The sequence below is a fragment of the Enterobacter sp. R-25 genome (genome assembly GCF_049913205.1).
Taxonomy (GTDB): Bacteria; Pseudomonadota; Gammaproteobacteria; order Enterobacterales; family Enterobacteriaceae; genus Enterobacter; species Enterobacter ludwigii.
In genome coordinates, this window is sequence record NZ_CP183982.1 from 3,482,122 (window position 1) to 3,499,739 (window position 17,618).

Genomic DNA, 17,618 nt, shown 5'->3' on the forward strand with positions numbered 1-17,618 from the left:
GCATTATACAGAGCGTAACCGATTGCATCCACACTTTTTTATAAAAAAACCTTGCACTCCCCTCTCAGCAGGTTACTATCGACTGAATAACTTGCTGATTTAGAATTTGATCCCGCTCACATGTTATCCACTCAATCCCCCTCAATTTTTACTGTCAGCCGCCTTAATCAGACGGTTCGTTTGCTGCTTGAGCAGGAAATGGGGCAGGTCTGGATCAGCGGTGAAATTTCTAACTTCACGCAGCCTTCATCTGGTCACTGGTACTTCACATTAAAAGACGACACCGCTCAGGTGCGCTGTGCAATGTTCCGCAACAGCAACCGCCGCGTGACGTTTCGCCCTCAGCATGGTCAGCAGGTTCTGGTTCGCGCCAATATCACCCTGTATGAGCCGCGCGGCGATTATCAAATTATCGTCGAAAGTATGCAGCCTGCGGGCGAAGGTGTGTTGCAGCAGAAGTACGAGCAGCTAAAAGACAAACTCTCGCAAGAGGGTCTGTTCGATCAGCAGTTCAAAAAACCGCTCCCCTCACCTGCCCACTGCGTTGGGGTGATTACGTCAAAAACCGGGGCGGCACTGCACGACATTCTTCATGTCCTCAAACGCCGCGACCCGTCCCTGCCCGTTATCATCTACCCGACCGCTGTTCAGGGTGATGACGCACCGGGTCAGATTGTCCGCGCCATTGAACTTGCAAACGCACGTCAGGAGTGCGACGTGCTGATTGTCGGGCGTGGCGGCGGTTCGCTGGAAGACCTGTGGAGCTTTAACGACGAACGCGTGGCACGGGCCATTTTCGCAAGCCAGATCCCGGTCGTCAGCGCCGTCGGCCACGAAACGGACGTAACGATAGCTGATTTTGTGGCGGATTTACGCGCGCCAACGCCCTCCGCAGCCGCGGAAGTGGTGAGCCGCAATCAGCTGGAGCTGCTGCGCCAGCTGCAGAATGGTCAGCAGCGTCTGGAAATGGCGATGGACTATTTCCTGGCCAACCGGACGCGCCGGTTTACCCAGCTTCATCATCGCCTGCAACAGCAGCACCCGCAATTGCGGCTGGCCCGTCAGCAAACCGTGCTGGAGCGTCTGCGTCAGCGAATGAACGTCGCGCTGGATATTCAGCTCAAGCGCGCGGTCTCGCGCCAGCAGCGTATTACTCAGCGCCTGAACCAGCAGAACCCACAGCCGAAGATTTATCGCGCGCAAACGCGTATCCAACAGCTTGAATATCGACTGGCAGACACTATCCGTGCACGTCTTAGCACCACACGTGAACGCTTTGGCAACGCCGTGACCCACCTCGAGGCGGTCAGCCCGCTCTCGACGCTGGCACGAGGCTATAGCGTAACGACCGCCACCGACGGTAAAGTGCTGAAGCAAACGAAGCAGGTGAAAGCCGGAGATGTTCTCACCACCCGTCTGTCAGACGGCTGGGTGGAGAGCGAAGTGAAAGAGATTAAACCGGTGAAAAAAACGCGCCAGCGAAAAACCGGATAATTCTTCGTCGGTTACAAACTATACTGCTGCTATTCCCTTTTATCTGGCCTTGCCCGAACTAAGGAGAGCAGCATGTCTTATCTTCACAGCGTCATTCCCCCCTATATTCTTCGTCGCATTATCGAAAGTGGCTCTGAGCCGCAGCAGCGCTGCGCCCGTCAGACGTTAACGCATGTGCAAACGCTCATGGCGCATATGCCGGGCAAACCCGCCGCGCCGCACGTCAATAAAGCCGGTCAACTGGAGCGTGATATTTACGATGCCAGACAGACGCAGGAGCTGCCGGGTACTCAGGTGCGTTATGAGGGCCAGCCGTCAAATGGCGATGTGGCGGTTGATGAAGCCTACAATTATTTGGGGGTCACCCATGATTTCTTCTGGAAAATGTATCAGCGCGATTCGCTTGATAATAAAGGCCTGATCCTGACCGGTACCGTGCACTATGGCCGGGAATATCAGAACGCCTTCTGGAATGGTCAGCAGATGGTCTTTGGCGATGGCGACGGCGAAATATTTAACCGCTTTACCATTGCCATTGACGTCGTGGCCCACGAGCTAAGCCACGGTGTCACCGAGACCGAAGCCGGGCTTATCTATTTTGAGCAGTCTGGCGCGCTGAATGAATCATTGTCAGATGTGTTTGGCTCGCTGGTCAAACAGTACCACCTCAAACAGACCGCCGATGAAGCCGACTGGCTGATTGGTGAGGGGCTGCTGGCAGACGGTATTAACGGCAAAGGGCTACGCTCCATGTCAGCGCCCGGCACCGCCTATGACGATCCTCTGCTCGGTAAAGACCCGCAGCCTGGGCACATGAAAGACTTTATCAAAACGCGCGAAGACAACGGCGGCGTACACCTGAATTCAGGTATTCCCAACCGGGCGTTTTATCTGGCCGCGAAGACGATTGGGGGTCATGCCTGGGAAAAAGCGGGATATGCCTGGTACGACACAGTTTGCGACCGTCACCTGGCGCAAGATGCCGATTTTGAGGCCTTCGCAAAACTGACGGTTGCCCACGGCGAGAAACGGTCCGGTGGCGACGTGGCGGCTGCGATAAAACAAGCCTGGGAACAGGTGGGAGTGCTGTAAATGCAGGTTCCGGAACTCACAGATGACGCCGTCGTTGAGCTGGCCCGGGAAGGCGGCGTCGCTTTTATCCCTAAGCTAAGCGGCCAACGCACCATTACGCTTTCGTCACTCAATGAGGCCCAGCGTCAGCGCGTGGTAAACATCCTGGAGCAGGCATTTCCACGCGGCCAGCCGCCGGGTGAACCCACCTCGCCGGGGAGTGGCGATCAGCGTTATTTTCGCATCCAGATAATCTGGACTCAGCATAATCAGGCCCAGTACACCGATATGATTGTGCTGGTGCCTGAGCAGGAAGCCCCTGAGTCGCTGGTCGAGCTGTGGCAGAAAGGCGAAGGCTGCGTGTGTGATTAAGCTTCAGCCGGGACAAACTCCACGCGCTTTTTCGAAATCAGGCCGTGGCCGTTCTGGCAGAAATAATCCACCGCACCGCAGGCTTTTAAGACCTGGAGTGGCTGATGACACTCCGGGCAGCGGGCTTCGAGCGCGATATCCTTATCGCAGTGCTCACAGTGGGCGACGCCATTTTGCGCTTCAAGCTCTGCGTGGCAATCCGGGCAGGTAATCGACATGATGACTCCTTTGCTGGGCATTCTGTAATACGTTGATATTAACACGCAGCACTCAGTGCGGGCCACGCAGCTGTTGCTGTAAGGTCAGCAGCAGTTCTACTTCCGCCATTCGACGGCGTGTCGTCCGGCTCACTTCTTCCGGGTCACATTCGAACAGACTTTTCTGCCCCAGAATGCGCTCTGCCAGGCAGTGCATATAAATCGTGCCTGGAATATGCCAGCGCTGAACCCGATCGCCGTCCGTCAGCACGAGCACATCTTCTGCTCCGTGACGATCGTGGCTTATGACGCGCCCGTCATGCAGATACAGCCGTAACCCTTTTTGCCCGCCTGACGGTCCCGCATATTTGTTGAGCCAAATCTCCACCGGAATGCCACTAAGCTGCCCGCGAAGATGAGCGCTGCCCTCTGCCGTGGTGAGATCGCCCTGTTTGATCTCACGCCCAAGCCGGTCAGTAGCGGCCACCACCTGCAGCGTCATATCATCCCCGCCCCCCAGATAACGCACCGTTTCACGCAGCATCGCCAGCACATGCGTGCCGATGTCCAGGATAACGCCGTCAGGATGGCGAAGCGTGCGGGTGTCCACTTCACCCGTCGCGAAGTTAAGCGCGACAGGTTCTCCTTTTGCGTTAAACCCGCTCGGTTCCTGCAAAAAACCGTCAATTCTGGCGATATCAGCAAAAGTCCCGATCAGCCCAAGCTGAACCGTTGCGAGGCGCGCCATCCAGTGGTCAAGTGCGAGCACACGGGACGCCGCACCGGGCAACGCCAGCAGTCTGTTCAGTTTTTCGAGCTGCGAGAGCGTGGCGACGATGGGTTTTTCAACCACGATCCGCGCCACAGGAGACGCCAGGGCGTGCTCCAGCACCTCAAGATGCTGCAGAGAAACCGTGGTAATAAACAGGGTATCAAGAGGATGCGAGAGAAGTTCGGTGAGAGAGGCGCAGCGCGTTACGCCTTCAGGGTGCCTGCCAGGCTGAACATCAAACCCCAGGCAGTGCAGTGAATCGCCATACAGATTGTGTAATGCAGGTAAATAAGCGGTTTCCACCACCGCGCCAAGCCCAACAAACCCTAACAGCATGTTCTACCTCGTCGAGTAAATTACCGGGGCAAACGCCTGCCCCGGTATTGACGAACGAGGCGTTATCAGGCGTTAGTGGCCGGTTTAGTCTGCGCATTTTCCAGCATGCGACGTACCGGAACAATGAGGACGATCAGCACCGCGGCACAAATCAGCAGCGCGATGGAGCAACGTGCGAAGAGATCCGGCAACATATCCAGCTGGTCGGCCTTCACGTGACCGCCAATCAGACCTGCCGCCAGGTTGCCCAGCGCACTTGCGCAGAACCACAGGCCCATCATCTGCCCACGCATTCTTTCCGGTGCCAGCAGCGTCATGGTCGCCAGACCAATCGGGCTCAGGCACAGTTCCCCCAGCGTCAGCATCAGGATGCTGCCCACCAGCCAGAATGGCGACACGCCCGCGCCACCGTTATTCAGTACGTTCTGCGCAGCCAGCATCATCAGACCAAAGCCTGCGGCGGCACACAAAATACCAATAACAAACTTGGTGATACTGCTCGGACGAATGTTCATGCTGGCAAGTTTCGGCCAGGTCCAGCTGAATACCGGTGCCAGCAGGATGATGAACAGGGCGTTAATCGACTGGAACCATACCGCCGGGATTTCGAAATCACCGATCATGCGGTTAGTGTAGTCGTTGGCAAAGAGGTTGAATGACGTTGGCTTCTGCTCGAAGGCGGACCAGAAGAACGCAGCGGAGACCAGCAGAATAAAACAGACCAGAAGTCTGGCACGCTCTTTACGATTCAGGCCCGCAAAAAGGAACAGGTAGATAAAGTAGAGGGCAACGGACGCCGCAATCACGTAAACCAGCACGCTGGCTACCGCAACCGGGTTAATCACAATCACACCCTGCGCGATCAGCGTAACGATAACCGCCACACCCACAGCCAGCGCCAGCAACCATGCGCCCACGCCGTTTCTTTTCACCACCGGGCTATTCCAGGTAGAGTCCAGCCCCACTTCGCTGTCATAGCGTTTCATTGCCGGAACGGCAAACACGCGGAAGATGATCAGGGCAACCAGCATCCCGATGCCACCAATGCCGAAGCCCCAGTGCCAGCCGTGAGATTTAATCAGCCAGCCGGAAATCAACGGCGCGATAAACGAGCCCATGTTGATGCCCATGTAGAACAGCGAGAAACCACCGTCACGACGCGCATCGCCTTTTTTGTACAGCGTCCCCACCATGACCGAGATACAGGTCTTAAACAGACCAGAACCAAGCACGATGAACATCAGGCCGATAAAGAACAGGTTATCGCCCATGATGGCCGAGAGCGCAATCGACAGGTGGCCGAGCGCAATCAGGAGGGATCCGTACCAGACGGCTTTCTGCTGGCCGAGCCAGTTATCCGCCAGCCAGCCACCCGGCAGTGCGGCCAGGTACATGGTGCCGGCAAAGATGCCCACAATTGCCGACGCGTTTTCACGTGCCAGCCCCATCCCGCCGTCATACACGGTGGCGGCCATAAACAGGATCAGTAATGGGCGAATGCCGTAAAACGAGAAACGTTCCCACATCTCGGTAAAGAACAGCGAACCGAGCGGATAAGGGTGGCCGAAGAACGTTCGGCTTTCTTTTTGATTAACAGAGGATTGCATAATTCTCCCGGGAAGGTATGTGTCGTGCTTGTAAACACCAGCATGTACGCCGGCCAGTTACGTATCTGACCGATTTTTTACATGCGGCGAAAAGTTAGTTAACCATTTGATAACCAGTCGCTAGTTTTGTCTAGTACCGGACCCTGGACTTTAAGATGAAAATTCGATGATTGTCTACTTTCTTAGATTTAAACTTGGTTAAAAGTGAATAGTGATTGACATCACACAGAGAGGACTGGCGGTGTGAGCGGGCGAAAAAAAGCCCGCGATCAACGCGGGCTTCAGAAAGAACGGCAACGCTTATTTGCTTTTCTTAATGTGCTTAATCAAACGCTTACGCTTACGCATCTGGTTTGGCGTCAGGGTATTGCGCTTGTTGGCGAACGGGTTCTCCCCTTCCTTGAACTGGATGCGGATTGGCGTGCCCATGACGTCCAGTGATTTACGGAAGTAGTTCATCAGATAGCGCTTGTAGGAATCCGGCAGGTCTTTAACCTGGTTACCGTGAATCACCACGATTGGTGGGTTATAACCCCCGGCGTGAGCATATTTCAGCTTCACGCGACGACCACGCACCAGCGGCGGCTGATGGTCTTCTGCTGCCATGTTCATGATACGGGTCAGCATGGCGGTGCTCTGACGACGGGTGGAGCTGTCGTACGCTTCACGCACGGACTCAAACAGATTACCTACACCGCTGCCGTGTAACGCAGAGATAAAGTGCACGCGAGCAAAGTCGATAAAGCCCAGACGGAAGTCGAGCGTCTCTTTCACCTGCTCTCTCACCTCATTACTCAGGCCATCCCATTTGTTGACCACGATAACGAGTGAGCGCCCACTATTCAGAATGAAGCCGAGCAGAGAAAGGTCCTGATCGGAGATACCTTCACGCGCATCGATGACCAGCATGACCACGTTGGCATCTTCAATCGCCTGCAGGGTCTTGATAACGGAGAATTTTTCCACCACATCGGTGATTTTCCCGCGCTTACGTACGCCTGCGGTGTCAATGAGCACATACTCACGCTCATCGCGCTGCATCGGGATATAAATACTGTCGCGGGTGGTGCCCGGCATGTCGTAAACGACCACACGCTCTTCGCCGAGGATACGGTTAGTAAGTGTAGACTTACCTACGTTTGGACGGCCCACGATAGCCAGTTTGATCGGCAGATCCTGCGGGTTGAAGTCGTCTTCAGGCTCTTCCTCGCCCGCTTCGCCGTCTTCGAACTGCGCCCAATATTCGGCGTCTTCATCGATCTCTTCCGGCGGGTTAACTTCATCAACCCACGGCAGCAGAACAGTTTCCAGCAGGCTGGTCACGCCACGGCCATGAGATGCCGCGATCGGGTAGATTTCGCCCAGACCTAAGGACCAGAAATCCGCAACCGCCTGGTCTGCATCAATACCGTCAGTTTTGTTCGCCACCAGGAAAGTGGGTTTTTCACGCGAGCGCAGATGTTTCGCAATAGCGGAGTCCGCCGGCATCAGGCCTGCGCGAGCGTCCACCATAAACAGAACCACGTCAGCTTCTTCAATCGCCAGCAGCGACTGTTCCGCCATACGGGTTTCAACACCATCTTCTGTCCCGTCAATACCACCGGTATCAATACAGATGAACTCGCGTCCTTCTACTTCTGCACGACCGTACTTACGGTCACGCGTCAGCCCCGGGAAATCCGCAACCAGCGCATCACGGGTGCGTGTTAAACGGTTAAAAAGAGTGGATTTTCCAACGTTAGGGCGCCCGACAAGCGCGACCACAGGTACCATGTTTGAAGCCTCATAAAATTCAAATAAACGTCGCATTTGCGGCGTTTTTAAAAATGTCAAAACGGCTCCTGAGTGAACAGGAGCCGTTTAGTATACTACAACCGCTGGGTAATTAACGCGTGATCGCGTACAGCGTGCCGTCTTTTGCCTGAATCAGCAGTTTGCCGTCAGCCACGACCGGTTCCGTCAGGAAACCTGAGCTGTCGACTTTTTGCTGAGCAACAAAACGACCGTTGTCCGGGTCAATCCAGTGCATATACCCTTCGCTATCACCCACCACCAAGCTACCGTTATACAGTGCTGGTGCGGTCAGCAGACGGTGCAGCAGATCGCTTTGCGTCCACAGCGTAACACCACCTTCGGTGCTGAGCGCCAGCAGACGGTCGTTCTGATCGACCATATAGATACGGTTGCCATCAACCACGAAATCATTTACCGAGCCCAGTTCACGTTTCCACATGACCTGGCCGCTGCGCAGATCCAGCGCGGTCAGGTTACCGTTATAGGCCAGTGCGTAAACCACACCGTCAACGATAACCGGGGTCGTGTCGACATCGCTCAGACGATCGATTTCCGTTGAGCCTGTCGCCTGAGAAATACGCTGCTGCCAGATCATCTGGCCTTGCTGCATCAGTACCGCGCTTACACGACCGTTGTCACCGCCAACAATGGCGGCACCAAAGGCGGTAGCCGGCGCAGATTCACCGCGCAGGGACAAGGAAGGCATATCCAGGTTCACGGTCCATTTCACCAGACCATCGGCTTCGTTCAGCGCCTGCAGCTGGCCGTTGCTGGTGTGGATCAGTACCATGCCGTCGCTCACGACCGGACGAGACAGTGACTCACCGGCCACGGAGGTTTGCCATGCAACAGAACCATCGCTGGTGTTGAGAGCATAGACCTGGGCTTTTTCGCTACCCACGTACACATGCCCACCGGCAACGGTCAGACCGCCAGAAAGCAGTGCCGGTTTACGAGAGAACCAGCCGTCTTTTTCCGCCAGGTTAACCGACCACACTTCTTTCCCGTCATCGGCATTAACCGCCTTCACGGTACCTTTGCGGTCAGCCGCATAGATAACGCTGTCGGCAAAAGCCGGGTGCAGGTTGGAATAAAAATCACCAATACCATCGCCCACGGAGGTGCTCCACGCGGTGGACGGGGTAAACTGGTTTTCAACAGTCGGCAGTGGGGACATTTTCACAACGTCTTCTTCGCCACTGAACAGTGAACAGCCACTCAATAACGTAACAGAAAGCAGTCCTGGCAGAAGTAATTTACGCAATTGCATCGGGTCCCTCTCAGACGGACAAATTATTTATTTTCATCTGCATCATTTCGCTCAGCGCAGGTGAAGCTTTGCTCTCTACGCCAGCTTGCCACGCTTTACGCGCGCCCGCTTTGTCACCTTTGCTCAGCAGTGCTTCACCGCGCAGATCGGCAACAATGGCAGCAAAACCTTCGCCTTTGATGGTATCGAGCGTTTTCAGCGCATCGTCAGCTTTTTTCTGCTGAACCTGAATACGAGCCAGGCGCAGATTGATTACCGCTTTCAGATTTTCATCACTGGCGGCGGTTAGCCCTTGTGACAGCAGGCTAGCGGCTTTATCCAGCTCGTTCTTATCAACGTACTGCTGCGCCACTTCCAGTGCGGCCAGCGCACCGTAGGTGTTTTTGTTGTCAGCGGCAAATTTCTCAGCCGCCGTCAGCGTTTGCGGCTGATCGGCACGGATTGCGCTAACGGTATTTTCATACGACAGCGACGCGTCACGCGCGGAGTCCGCCTGATGACTGTTCCAGTAACGCCAGCCTACCAGCGCACCGACACCTAAAATAACCCCAACAACCAGCGCCTTGCCGTTTTCGACAAAGAAGCGTTTAATCGCGTCGACCTGATCGTGTTCGTTCTCGTAAATTTCCACGCAGTCCTTCTCCTTAGCCCAATAGAGTGCGCAAGTGCGCCGCAACGCCGTCCTGCGTTACCGTTGTCTGCTCACCCGAGCGCAGGTCTTTCACAACCACTTCGCCGTTAGCCACTTCGGACTCGCCCAGCACCAGTGCAATACTTGCGCCCCATTTATCGGCACGAGCAAACTGTTTTTTGAAGTTGCCGCCGCCATGGTTGGTCATCAGCTTCACGTCCGGCAGTGCATCACGCACACGTTCCGCAAGCTGCATTGCCGCAGGCTGCGTTTCCGCGCCTGAGGCTACCAGGTATATATCGACAACGGAATCTGCTTTAAATTCCGGATTAACTGCCTGAACCAGCAAAACAAGTCGCTCAAGACCCATGGCGAAGCCAACGCCAGGGGCTGGACGACCACCAAGCTGCTCAACCAGACCGTCATAACGACCGCCGGCACACACGGTGCCCTGGGAACCGAGGCTGGATGTCACCCACTCGAACACGGTGCGGTTGTAGTAGTCCAGACCGCGCACCAGACGCTGGTTCACGGTATAAGCAATGCCCGCGGCTTCCAGCAGTTTGCACAGACCCGCAAAGTGCTCACGTGACGCTTCGTCCAGGTAGTCGCCCAATGCAGGTGCATCGTTCAACAGCGCCTGTACGTCAGGGTTTTTGGAATCCAGCACACGCAGTGGGTTGCTGTACATACGACGTTTGCAGTCTTCGTCCAGCTTCTCTTTGTGCTGCTCCAGGAACGCAACCAGTGCGTCACGGTAGTTCGCACGTGCTTCCAGAGAACCGATGGAGTTCAGTTCCAGTGAGACGTGCTCAGCAATGCCGAGCGCACGCCACCAGCGGGCAGTCAGCATAATCAGTTCGGCGTCAATGTCCGGGCCCTGCAGGCCAAAGACTTCCACACCCAGTTGGTTGAACTGGCGATAACGACCTTTCTGTGGACGTTCGTGGCGGAACATCGGGCCGATATACCACAGGCGCTGCTCCTGATTGTACAGGAGACCATGTTCGATGCCGGCGCGTACGCAGCCCGCCGTACCTTCCGGACGCAGTGTCAGGCTGTCGCCGTTGCGGTCCTCAAAGGTGTACATCTCTTTTTCAACCACGTCGGTCACTTCGCCGATCGCGCGTTTGAATAACGGGGTCTGCTCTACAATCGGCAAACGGATTTCGCTGTAACCGTAGCTGCCGAGCACCTGTTTGAGTGTGCCTTCAATGCGCTGCCAGATGGCGGTTTCGCCAGGCAGATAATCGTTCATGCCGCGGATGGCTTGAATGTTTTTTGCCACGTTTATTCTCTTTCTATATACAAAAAAGAACCCAAAGAATGGGTTCAATCATACATGGGAAGCGCCACGCTTCCCATCACGTTATTTTTCAACCTGCTGAATGCTGATGCGCTGCGCTTCATCCATCATTGTTGCTTTGGCACGGATGCGGGCTTCAAGCTGGTCGATCATATCACTATTATCCAGACGATCTTTACGCACGCCATCTTCATAGAGACCACTTTTCTTGTTACCGCCGGTGACGCCGAGCGTTGACACCAGGGCTTCACCCGGGCCGTTCACCACGCACCCGATGATGGAGACGTCCATCGGGGTGATGATATCTTCCAGACGTTGCTCAAGCGCATTCACCGTGCCAATCACGTCAAATTCCTGACGTGAACAGGTTGGGCAGGCAATGAAGTTGATCCCACGTGCGCGGATACGCAGTGATTTGAGGATATCGAAACCGACTTTGATCTCTTCTACCGGATCGGCCGCCAGCGAAACACGCAGGGTGTCACCGATCCCTTCCGAGAGCAGCAGCCCCAGGCCGATCGCCGATTTAACGGAACCGCTACGAAGGCCACCGGCTTCCGTAATCCCGAGGTGCAAAGGCTGATCGATCTGTTTTGCCAGCAGGCGATAAGACTCTACTGCCAGGAACACATCTGAGGCTTTTACGCTGACTTTGAACTGATCGAAGTTCAGACGATCAAGATGATCAACGTGACGCATCGCGGATTCAAGCAGCGCCTGCGGCGTTGGCTCACCGTATTTTTCCTGCAGATCTTTTTCCAGGGAACCGGCGTTGACGCCGATACGGATAGGAATATTTTTATCGCGGGCGCAATCCACCACCATGCGGATACGCTCTTCGTTACCGATGTTGCCCGGGTTAATACGCAGGCAGTCGACGCCATATTCAGCAACTTTCAGCGCAATGCGGTAATCGAAGTGGATATCAGCAACCAGCGGAACGCTGACCTGCTGTTTGATCAGTTTGAACGCCTCTGCGGCATCCATTGTCGGCACGGAGACGCGAACAATGTCCGCGCCTACACGTTCTAACGCTTTGATCTGATTGACCGTCGCTTCCACGTCTGTGGTACGCGTGTTGGTCATCGACTGGACGGCGATAGGAGCCCCATCGCCGATTGGCACATTACCAACGTAAATCCGTTTCGATTTTCTACGTTGAATCGGAGCCTGGTTATGCATGAAAAATCTCCCGCGTTGCCCGTCTGTTACTGTGCTGCTGATTGTTCGGCATTAACGGTAAGACGCGCAACCTGGTTAGTTCTGATAAAGCGGCTCAGGTCGACAGGTTTTCCTTGATACTGGATCTGTACTGCTGCCGGAGCGCCGATTTTAAGTTTATACGGTGCCTGGCCGGTTAGGTTTAACGTGCCATCTTTACGCTGCAGACCGCTGAACAGTTTTTTACCTGTTGCATCGGTCACTTCCAGCCAGCAGTCAGCAGAGAAGTTCATCACCAGCGCATTTGGGTCCGCCGCCGGCGCAGCCGTTCCGGCCGGGTTGGTTGGCAGTGACGCAGCACCGTTGTCCGCAGGCTGAGTGGCCGCTGGCGCGTTGGTCGCGGTATCCACATTTGCCTGAGAAGGGGCAACCACCGCGTTTGGATCCTGAGCCTGAGGCGCAGGGGTATTAGCCGTTGCGGCGGGTGCCTGCCCGGCATCGGTTGCAGGCGCATCGGTCGCGGCAGTCTGCGGCTCGCTGGAGGTGGCAGCACCTTCGGTATTCAGCGGCACGCTCTGAGCGTTGTCATTGCCGGACTGATTGAGCTCGGCGGAGGATTGATCGGCCATGGTGGTGATCTCTTCCTGCTGCGCCTTGTGGTTTTGCCACCACCATGCGCCCGTCAGGCCGATCACCACAAACAGCACCAGCCAGGTAAAGCTCATCAGCCAGCCATCACGTTTTTTACGACGTTTTCCCAGGGAGAAGGTCTGCATCGGCGCAACTTTTGCTGCGCGGACCGGTGCCTGCTTCTCCATCATTGGCAGTAATTCTTCTTCAGGGATATGCACCAGTTTTGCATAAGAGCGGATGTAACCACGCAGAAATGTTGAAGCCAGATCGGCCGGAGCCTTATCTTCTTCAATATCGCGAACCGTGGAAACCTTCAGACATAAGCGTTCTGCAACGGCTTGCTGGCTGAGTCCGAGTTGTTCACGGGCGTTGCGAAGACGAACGCCAGTGGAGAGTGCTTCATGTTGGTCGTGAGTGGCTTCAGTATTCATTCGCTACAACTACTGGTACGTGAAAAAAAAGGGTTCAGGTGCCGGTAAGTCACAATGCCACCCGCACCGCGAAAGTTCTGATCAGTTAACCTTGAACAGACAGTATAAGACTGTCAGCCCGGAGATGACAGCACAGCCCTGCCCGTCAGGATAAACTGTTGTTACGTCGTTACATACTGCCCGAAAGTCGGATGAAACGCACCGTAATTATTGATCAGTCATCACGAATCTGACTGATTATTCAGTAAGATTATGCTTCACGGCGCAAATAATGCGCCGTGAGTGCATAAGAATCAAACAGCTTTGACCGCAATCGTCTCGCCCTGCATACGTTTACGCAGGGTACGTTTGGTACGGTCAATCACATCACCTGCCAGCTGTCCGCATGCAGCATCGATATCATCACCACGGGTTTTACGCACGATAGTGGTGAAACCATACTCCATCAGCACCTTGGAGAAACGGTCGATACGGCTGTTCGAGCTACGACCATAAGGCGCGCCCGGGAACGGGTTCCATGGGATCAGGTTGATTTTGCACGGCGTATCTTTCAGCAGTTCAGCCAGCTGATGCGCATGCTCGGTACCGTCGTTTACGTGATCGAGCATGACATACTCGATCGTCACGCGGCCCTGGTTCGCGTTGGATTTCTCCAGGTAGCGACGCACGGCGGCGAGGAAAGTTTCGATATTGTACTTTTTGTTGATGGGTACAATTTCGTCACGGATTTCGTCGTTCGGTGCATGCAGGGAGATCGCCAGCGCAACATCAATCATGTCGCCCAGCTTGTCCAGTGCAGGCACTACGCCTGATGTCGACAGCGTTACGCGACGCTTGGACAGACCAAAGCCGAAGTCATCCAGCATGATTTCCATCGCCGGAACGACGTTGGTCAGGTTCAGCAGTGGCTCGCCCATGCCCATCATCACTACGTTGGTGATTGGACGGGTCCCGGTCACTTTCGCCGCACCGACGATTTTCGCCGCACGCCACACCTGGCCGATAATTTCAGACACGCGCAGGTTACGGTTGAATCCCTGTTGAGCGGTTGAGCAGAACTTGCACTCCAGCGCACAGCCCACCTGAGAGGAGACGCACAGCGTGGCGCGGTCTTCTTCCGGGATGTAGACGGTTTCAACGCGCTGATCGCCAACGGCAATCGCCCACTTGATGGTGCCATCGGCAGAGCGCTGCTCCTCCACCACTTCTGGTGCACGGATTTCAGCCACTTCTTTGAGCTTATTGCGCAGCACTTTGTTGATGTCAGTCATGTCATCAAAGTTGTCGCTGCAATAGTGGTACATCCATTTCATGACCTGATCGGCACGAAACGGCTTCTCGCCCATCTCTTTAAAGAACTCGCGCATCTGCTGACGGTTCAGATCCAGCAGGTTAATTTTTCCATTTTTATTTGGAACCGCAGGAATGGCGACTTCGGAGGTATTCACTAATTCAGACATAATTTTTTCCGGCCTCGTTGTTACACGTTATGGCCCATGGAGGGTTGAAAAGAAACGCCCCGGAAAGCAGTCTGCTCGTCCGGGGCGTTGCATTGTACAAAGTCTGGCGCAGGGATGCCACGTCTGCACGCGGCATTTACGAAAATAATGTGTAAACGAAACCGTTAAATTAACGGGTACGTGGACACACTTCGCCTTCAGCGAAGAAGAACGCGATTTCACGAGCGGCAGATTCAACAGAATCGGAACCGTGGGTGCCGTTCTCGGTGAAGCTGTCTGCATAGTCAGCGCGCAGGGTACCAGCCAGTGCGTTATCCGGGTTGGTCGCACCCAGCAGGTCACGGTGACGCTGTACTGCGTTTTCGCCTTCCAGTACGGATACAACGATCGGGCCAGAAGTCATGAACTCAACCAGGCCGTCGAAGAATGGACGACCTTCGTGCTCAGCGTAGAAACCGCGAGCCTGCTCAACGGTCAGGTGCAGCATTTTGGTGCCAACGATTTTGAACCCTGCTGATTCAAAGCGAGCAAAGATGCTGCCAATAACGTTTTTTGCCACCGCGTTTGGTTTGATGATGGAAAAAGTACGTTCAATAGCCATGATAACCTCTGTAAATGTTCTGTTGTTTTTCATACCTGAGTATGGTGTGGCGCGGATTATAATGAGCAATAGCGCCATTGCCTATGGATTCAGGTAACATTTTTTTAAAATGAGACGAAGATTAGCAACAGCTCACAGCAGAAGAGACGTTTAACGCTACTGCAGCGTGAAATTCACCGTCGCCACCTGCCCCGCTTCATCCATCACCAGCACCTGATAATCACCTGATTTATCAAGCTGCAAGGTGTAAACCCGGCTCTTCACCGCCAGCGGTTCGCCATTCAAAAACCACCAGCGTTCACCGCTATTGCCGGTGGCCTGTAGCGGTAACGAGACGCGGGATTCCCCCGGCAGACGCTTGATAACCGCGCCTTCACGCACGCCAGTCAACATCAGCGGTGCAGGTGAGTCCTGCGACAAGGGCGGACAGGTAGCCGATGGCGAAGGGATCCGTGCTGAGCGCCGCTCGGCTGCAGGCAGCCAGGGTTCCAGCGGCAGCGGCCAGACATCCAGGTCCTTCTCGGTCGCATCCGGGCAGTCTGCCGCCACGCGTTTGCCCTCTTTATCCAGCCAGACCGGGAAACGGATCCCGCGAATACCTTCCTGTTCCGGTAGGAGCAATGTCGGCGGCTCGCTGCCGTCCAGCAGCCAGGTCGCCAGGCGACGACGGCAATTTTCGCTCCCTTCCGGCAGCGACTGGCCGCCCGGCCAACAGATGACGCCGCGCCCCACACCGTCAGGACGCGGGTCGCGTGGCAGACGCGCCTGATCGAGCGTTGAACCAGACTGCAGAACATTATTCACCTGGTTAAGCAGAGGTACCGCGCTCGCAAACCCAAACTGACCCGCCACAGGCGTGCCGTCCGGTCGTCCGGTCCAGATCCCAATAACGTAACGGGCATTCAGCCCTACCGCCCATGCGTCACGGTAGCCATAGCTGGTTCCCGTTTTCCATGCCAGAGGTACCACCTGCGGCAGCGCATTGTCCGGCAGCGGCTGCGCCTCATTGGCCAGAATACGGCGAATGATCCACGCCGACCCCTGGGATAACAACGGCCGCTCTGACAGGGGATCGCCTGGCTGTAAGCGCAGCCGGCCCGCTTTACCGTGTCGGGCGAACGCGCTGTAGGCTGCGGTGATATCGGCCAGCCGCGCCCCTGCCCCGCCCAGGATCAGCGATAAATTCGGCTGTGCGCCAGCAGGTAAAATCAGCGGCAAACCTGCATTACTCAACATCGCAGCAAAACGTTTTGGTCCGTATGCCTCGAGCACCTGCACGGCGGGCAGATTAAGGGAACGTACCAGCGCTTCACTCATACTCACCGGCCCATGAAACCCACTGTCGAAATTACCCGGGCGATAATCCCCCGTTTTTCTTGGAACATCCTGGAGCAGCGATGCCGGGTGGATCAAACCGTCGTCCAGCGCCATACCGTAGATAAAGGGCTTGAGCACCGATCCCGGCGATCGGATCGCATTCACCATATCCACATGGCTAAACCGGGTGTCATCGTTAATGTCGACCGATCCCACCCAGCCACGCACTTTCATATCCGTATGATCGACGACGATCATTGCCAGCGAACTGCGTGCTGGCAGGCGGGATTTCCAGTTCATCGCCAGTTCTTCAAGCTGCCGCTGCAGCGACGCATCCAGGGTAGTCACAATTTTAGTATCGCGACTTTTGCTGAGCATCATGCGCGAAAAGAGCGGTGCCAGCTGCGGCATTTGCCGGGGCGCCAGCCATACCGCTTCTTCACGGGACTCCTTAACCTGGCTTGCCGACCAGACGCCCTGCGTCACCATCCGATCGAGCACTTTGTTGCGTGCCGCTTCTGCACGTTCCGGCCAGCGGTCTGGACGCAACCGGCTTGGCGCCTGCGGCAATACGGCGAGCAGCGCCGCTTCGGAATAGCTGAGCTGCGAAGGTGGTTTGCCGAGGTAGGTCCAGCTTGCCGCACCAATCCCCTGCAGCGTACCGCCAAACGGGGCGCGGTTAAGATAAAGCGTGAGGATGTCGCGCTTAGAGAGGTGCCACTCAAGCTGCATGGCTCGCCAGAGCTGACGAATTTTGCCACCAAAAGTACGCGGATGCGGATCCAGCAGGCGCGCCACCTGCATGGTGAGCGTGCTGCCGCCTGAGACAACCCTCCCGGAGGTAAGATCCTGCCAGGCGGCGCGCAGCACAGAGAACGGATTCACGCCTGGATGGTCCCAGAACCAGCGATCTTCATACTGGATCAAGGCTTCAAGATAGCGGGGAGAAACCTCTTCGAGAGTGACCGGATAGCGCCAGATCCCTTCGCTGTCGGCAAAACGCCAGAGCGGTGTGCCTTTTTCGTCCACCACCACCCGTGCGGGGTTGACCTCTTTCAGAGGCAACGGCCACAGGCGATCAGCGGCCAGGATCAGCCCCCATAAAACGAGAAGCGCTCCCGCCAGCCACAGCCAGCGGGAGCGTATCAGACGTACAAGCCGCATA

15 protein-coding genes are annotated in these 17,618 nt (G+C 55.6%); 3 read left to right on the forward strand and 12 right to left on the reverse strand.

Translation table 11 applies throughout. The features are described 5' to 3' along the window. Positions 1–120 precede the first annotated feature (120 nt). The 3 genes from xseA to ACN9MQ_RS16555 all read left to right on the forward strand — a co-directional run bounded on the left by xseA (position 121) and on the right by ACN9MQ_RS16555 (position 2,937). On the forward strand, positions 121–1,494 hold the full coding sequence (gene xseA, locus ACN9MQ_RS16545) for an exodeoxyribonuclease VII large subunit (RefSeq protein WP_014171156.1): 1,374 nt from the start codon (positions 121–123) through the stop codon (positions 1,492–1,494). A gap of 72 nt (positions 1,495–1,566) precedes the next feature. After that, positions 1,567–2,586 (forward strand): M4 family metallopeptidase, encoded by a 1,020-nt coding sequence (locus ACN9MQ_RS16550; protein WP_020883038.1) that lies wholly within the window; start codon positions 1,567–1,569, stop codon positions 2,584–2,586. Continuing rightward, the gene (locus tag ACN9MQ_RS16555) at positions 2,587–2,937 is read left to right on the forward strand and encodes a protealysin inhibitor emfourin (RefSeq protein WP_032678683.1); all 351 of its coding nucleotides are present in this window, start codon (positions 2,587–2,589) and stop codon (positions 2,935–2,937) included. Here ACN9MQ_RS16555 and ACN9MQ_RS16560 read toward each other — a convergent pair. The 12 genes from ACN9MQ_RS16560 to pbpC all read right to left on the reverse strand — a co-directional run bounded on the left by ACN9MQ_RS16560 (position 2,934) and on the right by pbpC (position 17,617). Continuing rightward, positions 2,934–3,155 (reverse strand): zinc ribbon domain-containing protein, encoded by a 222-nt coding sequence (locus ACN9MQ_RS16560; RefSeq protein WP_032678684.1) that lies wholly within the window; start codon positions 3,153–3,155, stop codon positions 2,934–2,936. The genes ACN9MQ_RS16555 and ACN9MQ_RS16560 overlap by 4 nt on opposite strands. Positions 3,156–3,207: 52 nt before the next feature. Continuing rightward, positions 3,208–4,242, reverse strand: coding sequence for a Gfo/Idh/MocA family oxidoreductase (locus tag ACN9MQ_RS16565; protein WP_126487848.1), 1,035 nt, complete (start codon positions 4,240–4,242; stop codon positions 3,208–3,210). Positions 4,243–4,307: 65 nt separating this feature from the next. Beyond that, the gene (locus tag ACN9MQ_RS16570) at positions 4,308–5,849 is read right to left on the reverse strand and encodes a peptide MFS transporter (protein WP_252068926.1); all 1,542 of its coding nucleotides are present in this window, start codon (positions 5,847–5,849) and stop codon (positions 4,308–4,310) included. Between the two features lie 300 nt (positions 5,850–6,149). Next, positions 6,150–7,622 carry a ribosome biogenesis GTPase Der gene (gene der, locus ACN9MQ_RS16575; protein WP_020883033.1) on the reverse strand — a complete coding sequence of 491 codons (1,473 nt, stop codon included), beginning with the start codon at positions 7,620–7,622 and terminating at the stop codon, positions 6,150–6,152. A 112-nt stretch (positions 7,623–7,734) separates the two neighbouring features. Beyond that, positions 7,735–8,913 (reverse strand): outer membrane protein assembly factor BamB, encoded by a 1,179-nt coding sequence (gene bamB, locus ACN9MQ_RS16580; RefSeq protein ID WP_014171163.1) that lies wholly within the window; start codon positions 8,911–8,913, stop codon positions 7,735–7,737. A gap of 10 nt (positions 8,914–8,923) precedes the next feature. Then, complete coding sequence (locus ACN9MQ_RS16585) at positions 8,924–9,544, reverse strand: YfgM family protein (protein ID WP_020883032.1); 621 nt, start codon at positions 9,542–9,544, stop codon at positions 8,924–8,926. A gap of 13 nt (positions 9,545–9,557) precedes the next feature. Further along, entirely contained in the window at positions 9,558–10,832 is a 1,275-nt protein-coding gene (gene hisS / locus ACN9MQ_RS16590; RefSeq protein WP_020883031.1) for a histidine--tRNA ligase, read from the reverse strand. An 81-nt stretch (positions 10,833–10,913) separates the two neighbouring features. Further along, positions 10,914–12,032 (reverse strand): flavodoxin-dependent (E)-4-hydroxy-3-methylbut-2-enyl-diphosphate synthase, encoded by a 1,119-nt coding sequence (ispG, locus tag ACN9MQ_RS16595; protein ID WP_014171166.1) that lies wholly within the window; start codon positions 12,030–12,032, stop codon positions 10,914–10,916. A gap of 26 nt (positions 12,033–12,058) precedes the next feature. Continuing rightward, the gene (gene rodZ / locus ACN9MQ_RS16600) at positions 12,059–13,075 is read right to left on the reverse strand and encodes a cytoskeleton protein RodZ (protein ID WP_014171167.1); all 1,017 of its coding nucleotides are present in this window, start codon (positions 13,073–13,075) and stop codon (positions 12,059–12,061) included. A gap of 293 nt (positions 13,076–13,368) precedes the next feature. Next, the gene (locus ACN9MQ_RS16605; RefSeq protein ID WP_014171168.1) at positions 13,369–14,535 is read right to left on the reverse strand and encodes a bifunctional tRNA (adenosine(37)-C2)-methyltransferase TrmG/ribosomal RNA large subunit methyltransferase RlmN; all 1,167 of its coding nucleotides are present in this window, start codon (positions 14,533–14,535) and stop codon (positions 13,369–13,371) included. 169 nt (positions 14,536–14,704) lie between these two features. Next, entirely contained in the window at positions 14,705–15,136 is a 432-nt protein-coding gene (gene ndk, locus ACN9MQ_RS16610; RefSeq protein ID WP_003860625.1) for a nucleoside-diphosphate kinase, read from the reverse strand. A 156-nt stretch (positions 15,137–15,292) separates the two neighbouring features. Continuing rightward, positions 15,293–17,617: a peptidoglycan glycosyltransferase PbpC gene (gene pbpC, locus ACN9MQ_RS16615; protein ID WP_426021521.1), complete on the reverse strand. Its 2,325-nt coding sequence runs from the start codon at positions 17,615–17,617 to the stop codon at positions 15,293–15,295. Between the last annotated feature and the right edge of the window lies 1 nt (position 17,618).